The sequence below is a fragment of the Chthoniobacterales bacterium genome (genome assembly GCA_036569045.1).
Taxonomy (GTDB): Bacteria; Verrucomicrobiota; Verrucomicrobiia; order Chthoniobacterales; family JAATET01; genus JAATET01.
On the sequence record DATCRI010000033.1, the window covers coordinates 1 to 5598 of the forward strand.

5 protein-coding genes are annotated in these 5598 nt (G+C 66.1%); 4 read left to right on the top strand and 1 reads right to left on the bottom strand.

Annotated features, from left to right (window positions below):
• On the top strand, window positions 1-1432 hold a 1432-nt coding region (locus VIM61_06800; protein HEY8900101.1), incomplete at its 5' end, for a M56 family metallopeptidase.
• 17 nt (window positions 1433-1449) lie between these two features.
• Here the strand turns inward: VIM61_06800 and rsmA are convergent.
• Entirely contained in the window at window positions 1450-2748 is a 1299-nt protein-coding gene (gene rsmA, locus VIM61_06805) for a 16S rRNA (adenine(1518)-N(6)/adenine(1519)-N(6))-dimethyltransferase RsmA (GenBank protein HEY8900102.1), read from the bottom strand.
• A gap of 219 nt (window positions 2749-2967) precedes the next feature.
• Between rsmA and sppA the strand changes: the two genes are divergently transcribed.
• From sppA to thiL, 3 genes are all read left to right on the top strand, one after another.
• Window positions 2968-3966, top strand: coding sequence for a signal peptide peptidase SppA (gene sppA / locus VIM61_06810; GenBank protein HEY8900103.1), 999 nt, complete (start codon window positions 2968-2970; stop codon window positions 3964-3966).
• A gap of 3 nt (window positions 3967-3969) precedes the next feature.
• Entirely contained in the window at window positions 3970-4749 is a 780-nt protein-coding gene (locus VIM61_06815) for a type II CAAX endopeptidase family protein (GenBank protein ID HEY8900104.1), read from the top strand.
• Window positions 4731-5598, top strand: an 868-nt coding sequence (gene thiL / locus VIM61_06820) for a thiamine-phosphate kinase (GenBank protein ID HEY8900105.1), incomplete at its 3' end; no start/stop codon positions are given. The genes VIM61_06815 and thiL, both read left to right, overlap by 19 nt.

Sequence of the window (5598 nt, forward strand, 5' to 3'; positions counted from 1 at the left end):
TTCCGAAGCGGTCGCGGTGCCCGTGCTCGTCGGGTGGTGGCGCCCCGCCATTCTGATGCCGCCAGCGGCAGAAGATTGGCCTGAAGCGACGTTTCGCGCGGTGGTGTTGCACGAGGTCGCGCACTATCGGCGGGGGGATCATTGGCGGCAGTGCCTGCCAGCGGCTCTGCGCGTGATCTGGTGGTGGCATCCGGCTGCGTGGGTGACGATCCGGCAATTGCGGATCGAGCGGGAGGCGGCTTGCGACGACGCGGTGATGGGGACGGGCATGAAGGCCTCGGACTACGCCCAGGCGCTGATGCGAGTCGTTCGGGAGGCGCAGGGACGGCGGGTCTGGACGGGAATCGCCGTTGCGATGGCATCCGGCGCCCGCGTGTCGGCTCGAGTCGAGGCGGTGCTGGCGTCGAATCGCCGACGAGGGCCGGTCAGCCGGATGGCGCGCGGCGTGATCGGTGCCGGTGCGCTGGGGCTGGCGGGAGCGGTGGGCGCCGCGCATTCGACCGTGCCGGAGCCGGCGACGGCTGCGAGTCCCAGCGCTGAGCCCGCTTCGACGCCGGGCGCCGTGCCTGCCGACGAGACGAACGAGATCGAAGTCATCGAGGTCGCACCCCGATTTCTCGAGGTGAGCGATGACGACTACCGGACGAATCAGGAGAGATTCGACCAATGGGTCCACGCCGGAGATATCGTCCCCTTCGAGAAATTCTCGAGTGTCGACCTGATCAGTGCTCCGCGGGTGACGTTACGCTCGGGACAGGAGAGCCGCGTCGAGATTGCCCGCGAGTTCCGCTATCCCGTGGCCTTCGAGCGGGTGAAGGGAATGCCGATCACTCCGACGCGATTCCAGACCGAGATGCTGGGGCTGGCCTTCGATTTCACGGCGGAGCGCGTCGGCGAACGCGTGCAGGTGCATGGCGTGGCCACGATGCGAGTCTTCGAGGGCTTTACCGATGGCGACGAAGGCGTGCGCGTGCCGACTTTTCTGACGAAGGAAGTGAACATCTTTCGCATGATTCCCGGTGGCGGAATGGTGGGATTCTGGCTGCCGGGGATGAGCGTGCGGGGGATCCAGCACGCCGGAGGCGATCCCGCGGCGGCGTCTCCGTCCGACTCGAAGAACGCCTCCCGGATGGCGATTTTCATCGAGGCCTCCATTCGGAAGATCCCGCGCCCTCCGGATTCCACGCCGGCGCCAGCCGCGGATTCGCCCACGCCCGGCGCGACAGCGTCTCCTTCGCCGCCCGGCACGCCCGTGGTTTCGCCAGCTGCGAAGGCCGCTCCCAGTTTGCCCTATGGGATGCCGGTGGCGGGCAAGCCGGGATTTTTGACCAGTCCATTTGCTCCGGATCAAGGCATGGTCGACGTGCGCGGATTCGCTCCGAACACCGAGGTGAAATGCCCTTACACCGGGAGAGTTTTTCTCGTGCCCTGATCTCCCGCTCGGCGAAACTAGCGGGCGGAAAAATGCGCGGCCACCTGCGGGAAGGCCTGACGAAATACCGGGGCGAAGTCCTGCGGGCGGCGGGCGAGCCAGTCGCGGACGTGGTTGACCGGGAGCCACGCGCCGCCTTCGACTTCCTGTGCGGCGAAGCGGAAAGGTCCTTCGTGGTCGGCGCGGTAGATCTGGAGGAACTCGTAGCCGGTCTCCGGCCCGCACCCGAGCTTGCAGACGGGAATCAGCTCGCCGACCTCGGCGCCGACTTCCTCCATGAGCTCGCGGCGGGCGGCCTGTTCGTAGGTCTCGCCGGCGTCGACGTGGCCGGCGGTGGCGCTGTCCCATTTGCCCGGGCTGCGATCCTTCCAGATCGAGCGCTTTTGCAGAAAAATCTGGCCGGCGCGATTGAAGAGCATCACGTGAATGGCGCGGTGGCGCAGGTCGAGCGCGTGGACCTCGTTGCGCGGGCGGGAGCCGATCACGATGTCGTTCTCGTCGACGATCGGGAAAATTTCCTCGCCGTGCTGGGCGAAGGTTTCGTCGACGGCCTGGGCGAGCCGGGTCCACTGGGCGAGGTCGAGTTCCTCGGCGCGGACGGTTTCCGCGAGGTCGAGGGCGCGCAGGATCTCGCGCCAGTCGGGGCCGGGCTGGATGCGCTCGAGGTTTTTGCGGAGCTGCTTGCGGCGCTCGGAGAAGCCGCCCCGCACGAGCCGCTGGAACAGGGCGTCGTCGCAGGCGGGCACGTCGGCGCGGGGCTTGGGGCGCAACATCACGACGGCGGATTCCACCTTCGGCGCGGGATGGAAGACGCTGCCGGGCAGGGTGCGCAGGTATTCCACGGCCCAGCGACGGCCAAGGCAGACAGTCATGGCGCCGTAGTCCTTGGTGCGGGCTTTGGCGTTCATGCGTTCCGCAAGTTCCCGCTGGAGGGTGATGACCACGCGATCGGGCGAGAGCAGGGGATCGGCGAAGCGCTCGATGAGCGGGGTGGAGACGTAGTAGGGCAGGTTGCCGACGATCTTTAGCCGGCCCCGGCCGAGGAGCCGATGCACGTCGAATTCCAGGGCGTCGCCGTGCACGACCCCGACCTGCGGGCCCTCGAATTTCTCGCGCAGGTGCGGGATGAGGCGATCGTCCTTCTCGAGCAGGGTGAGCGGGACGCCGCTGGCGACCAGAAACTCCGTCAGTGAGCCAAGCCCCGGGCCGATCTCCACGACGTGGTCGCCGGGCTCGATCTCGAGCTGCGCGACGATCCAGGCGGCGAGGTTTTGATCAAAGAGAAAGTTCTGCCCGAGGGAGCGGGAGGGAGTCATGCCAATGGTTGCGGCGGCATGCTTTATCTCGTTGAGGGTCATTCAGTTGTCGTTTCCGGATTTGGAGTTGTTCGCACGCGGTCTGTGAACAATCTCCAGAGAGAACGCGAAGTTGTGCACAGGTTATTCACAGGGATTCGCGGAGGCAAGGATCGGCTACTGCTCGGCTTGAAACGTGCCCTTGTGGGCGGGCGGTCTTTGCGCCACCTTCGTCGCGATATGAAGAAATCCGGCTGCGTGATCGTGGCGCTATTCCTGGCGCTCTGCGTGAGCGTTTTTATCATCGGCGTCCTCACGCTCGGGCTTGGCGCGAAATCGGCCGGGAGCATTTCGACCGAGCCGGCGAAGAAATTCGAGGAGCAGGTGCTCGTCGAGGGGAACGGCGGCGGCTCGAAGATCGCCGTGATTCCGCTGGAGGGCATCATCGCCTTTGCGGCGTCGGGATCGCTGGGCGACTCGCTCGTGCAGGATTTGAAGGCGGCCTTCCAGCAGGCGGCGGAGGATCCCTCGATCAAGGCCGTCGTGATGAGTGTGGATTCCCCGGGCGGAGAGGTGACGGCTTCCGACGCGATCTATCACGAGATTCAGAAGTTCGCGCGGATCAAGCCGGTCGTGTTCTACATGAACAGCATCGGCGCATCGGGCGCGTATTACGCGTCCTGCGGCGCGACGTGGGTGATGTGCAACGAGACGACGTTCACCGGCAGCATCGGCGTGATCATTTCCACGCTGAATTACCGCGAGCTGTTCGGAAAAATCGGCCTGCAGTCGGTCGTCTTCAAGAGCGGCAAGTTCAAGGACATGCTCAACGGCGCGCGGGAGATGACTCCCGAGGAGAGCGCCTATGTGCAGGGCCTCATCATGCAGAGCTACGGGAAATTTGTCGGCATCGTGGCGAAGGCGCGGAAGCTCGATGAGAACACGCTTCGCAACGGCGTGGCGGACGGCCGCATCCTCAGCGGCACGGACGCCTACCAGGCGAAGCTCGTGGATCAGCTCGGCTACGTCGAGGACGCCTACGACAAGGCGCGAGAGCTGGGCGATGCGGAGAACGCGCAGGTCGTGCTCTACAAGCGCTCCTTCTCGCTCGGCCGGGTGTTGCGGATGTTTGGCGAGTCGTCGCAGGCGAAGACCGACGTGAAGATCGACCTCATGCAGGGGCTGCCCGATTTGAAGCCGGGCCGCATCTATCTCCTGCCGCCCTTCTACGCGCCGTAACCTGTGTCGCCGGCATTGATCATCTGGTGCGGGGCGGGCCTCGCGGGCTGGTGGTGGCTGATTCGACGCACGGCTCCGGAGCAGCGGTGGCGGGTGGGTGTCGAGGACTGGCATGTCGGCGACACGATCATCTGCGGCATCTTCGCGGCGCTGATTGGCTTCGGAATCTTTCTCGACGACGGCAAGACGCGCGCGCTCACGCTCGATGATCTCCGCAACGGCGCGTTCATCTACTTCTCGCTTACTCTGCTCGTGCTCGGCCTCGCGGTGGGTCGGGCGGGATCGCCGGTAAAAATTTTCGGTCTTCGCCCGGAACGACCGCTCACGACGGTCGCGCTCGGGATGGCCGGTCTGCTGCTCACGTTTCCGCTCGTGCAGATGATGCAGCTCGTCTCCGCGTATTTCGGAGCGGTGCCGGGCGATGGCGACGAGCTGGTGCAGTTCCTCATGGGCAAGACCACGCCCGTCGAGCGACTGTGGGCGATTGGCCTCGCGGTCGTGGTGGCGCCGATCACCGAGGAGCTGCTGTTCCGCGGCTACATCTACGGCGTCGTGAAGAAATTTGGCGGCCGGTGGGCGGCGATGCTGACGAGCGCGGCGCTCTTCGCGGCCATGCACAACAACGTGCCGGCGATTCCGGCTCTCATGGTGCTCGCGATCGGCTTCACGCTCGTTTACGAGTTCACCGGTTCGCTGTGGGCCTCGATCGTGATGCACATGCTCTTCAATCTTGCTCCGGTCGTGGTCATTCTCTGCTTCCCGGAATGGATCCCGAAATTCTGAGTCAGCTCTCGGAGGATGCCCTGGTGGCGCGGTTGATCCGCCGTTTGCCAGTGGGCCGCCGCGTGGTGGCCGCCGCGGGAGACGATTGCGCGGCGGTGCGCGTGCCCGGTCGAAAGGAGCTGCAACTGCTCAAGACCGATTGCCTGCTCGAGGATGTGCATTTTCGCCGCGATCATCGCGCCGAGGCGGTGGGCTGGAAGGCGCTCGCGCGGACGATCAGCGACATCGGCGCGTGCGGGGGCAAGCCGGACGCGGCGCTGGTGACCGTCGCCGCGCCCGGCGATCTCCCCGTGGATTATCTCGAAGGTGTTTATCGCGGCCTTGGCCGGGCGGCGCGGAAGTTTGGGGTGTCCCTCGTGGGAGGCGAGACTGCGCGATCGCCGGGCGGGTTGTTCCTGTCGATCGCGCTCACCGGCTGGGTGAAGGCGGCCCGGCTCGTGCGGCGCAACGGCGGCCGGGCGGGGGATGCGTTGTTCGTGACCGGGCGGCTGGGTGGCTCGTTCGGACCGAATGGCCATGGACGCCATCTTGCCTTCACGCCACGGGTTGCGGAAGGGCGCTGGCTGGTCAGGAATTTCAAGCCGCATGCGATGATGGATCTCAGCGACGGCCTGGGCGCGGATCTGCCCCGGCTTGCGGATGCCAGCCGGCGCGGCTACGCGATCGACCTCGCGGCGATCCCGCGGCATCGGGGCTGCACGGTCGAACAGGCGGTCGGCGATGGAGAGGATTACGAGCTGCTGCTGGCGGTGGCGGCGAAGGACGCTCCCGCGCTGGCGGAGGCGTGGCGGGAGAAGTTTCCACGTCTGGCGCTCACCCGCATTGGCACGCTGCTGGCCAATCGCGCCG